Origin of the sequence: Vibrio sp. 661 (genome assembly GCF_033339315.1) — a bacterium.
GTDB classification, from domain to species: Bacteria; Pseudomonadota; Gammaproteobacteria; order Enterobacterales; family Vibrionaceae; genus Vibrio; species Vibrio alginolyticus.
Window position 1 is genome coordinate 1 of sequence record NZ_JAWOUJ010000052.1, and the last position, 1,601, is coordinate 1,601.

Sequence of the window (1,601 nt, forward strand, 5' to 3'; positions counted from 1 at the left end):
ACAAAATGTTGTCTCTGTAAGCTGCAAAATCAGGGTTATGACTGATCTCTACGATCGAAACCATAGGCACAAACCAACATGCAATGGTCAAAAGCATGAACACTGGGCCCAGTAATAGCTTCCACGAAACCGCATCTTCAAAATGGTGTCTGCCAGAAAAATGCAAAAACAAAACGGGTATCAAAAACAACGCGGGAAGAAATCCAACACCTTTTGTAATAATGCCAAGACCCATAAACACCCAAGCCAAGCAATACCAAACCCAGTTGGTCTTAATATAGAAGTGTCGCAACAGCCCATACATGGAGATGGTGATCCACGCGGCTACCATCGCATCAATTTGCGCCGCTTTTGCTTGAATAATAAATTGTGGAGCAAGCAATAGTAGAAAGCCCACATTTCGAGCAGTTTTGACATTCCACAGCTTTGCAGAAATATCGTAACAGCACACCAAAGCAATTAGGCTGACAATCGCATTAGGTAACATGAACGTTGCTTTTAGGCTGCCGGTCAACCAATAAAAAGCCGCCATTGACCACATAAATACTGGCGGTTTATCGGGATAGAGCTCTCCCCCTCTGGTAGGAAAAAACCAGTTTCCTGATTGCACCATCTCTCGAGCAACTTCGACAAAGCGTGGTTCATCGGCAGGCCACGGGTCGCGTAACCCTATCCCCGAAAAAATAATGATGAAGGCGAGGAACAACAAAAACCATAGGGTTTGATAATAGTCATCACTTTGCCAAACTTGTCGACACTTGGACGTCACTAAGCTCATACTTCCTCTTCCATATTCAATAATTCAACACGACTTTTAATATGATCTCGATAGAGAAACCCTGTGAGTACCGCGCTAACGATACCAAAGAAAATACTGAGATATATCATTGTATTACTCGATGAATGAATACCAGCGCCCATCAATGCGAAGATGATAATTTGAGGCAAGTATCCCAACAGACTGGCGGAGATAAAGGCAAAGAACGGCACTCGGACACTACCCGATAAAACGTTGGTCACGACGTTATTCCCAATCGGAAACAAACGTAGCAAAAGGATTTTGTAAAACGGCTTACGACTCGCAAATGAATTAAAACGCGTCATTTTTTTCGGGAACCGTCGATATAGCCAATTTCCGATGAGAAAGCGCGCGCAGGCGTAGTTAAATGTCGCCCCAAAAACACAAGCAAATAAGGTGATAAGCACGCCTAATTGGACGTGGTATAAATAGCCGAATACCAATGCGATGGCTTGCTTTGGCCCACTCAACGACAAAAACACCACACTGAATGTGAAGATGACCACATGCCCTAAAGCCCCGTTTTTTTGAATGTAGCCAACCAGCCAGTTCCTATCTGTGAGGTGAGATAAAACGGGATTATCGAGCTGATTTGCTAACAAAACCCCAGCAAGTATAAGAAGTGCAAGCTTTAACCATTTCATTGTTTTGCATTTTCATTGGCAATGCTGACAGCTTTGATCATCGGATTTTTCGTGCGCTTTTGTAACCAGATCACACCAAACATATCAACAATCCCTACCCAAGCACGGTTCCATGCATTGTAATTGGAAGTGCCTGCTTCTCTGTCTCGGTGCGCGAC

Annotated in this window: 2 protein-coding genes; both read right to left on the bottom strand. The window is 43.8% G+C overall.

Annotated elements, in window-relative coordinates; translation table 11 throughout:
* A partial coding sequence (locus R7P69_RS24580; protein ID WP_318121731.1) for an ArnT family glycosyltransferase occupies window positions 1–778 on the bottom strand: 778 nt, incomplete at its 3' end.
* On the bottom strand, window positions 775–1,443 hold the full coding sequence (locus R7P69_RS24585) for a TVP38/TMEM64 family protein (RefSeq protein WP_005457981.1): 669 nt from the start codon (window positions 1,441–1,443) through the stop codon (window positions 775–777). The genes R7P69_RS24580 and R7P69_RS24585, both read right to left, overlap by 4 nt.
* Between the last annotated feature and the right edge of the window lie 158 nt (window positions 1,444–1,601).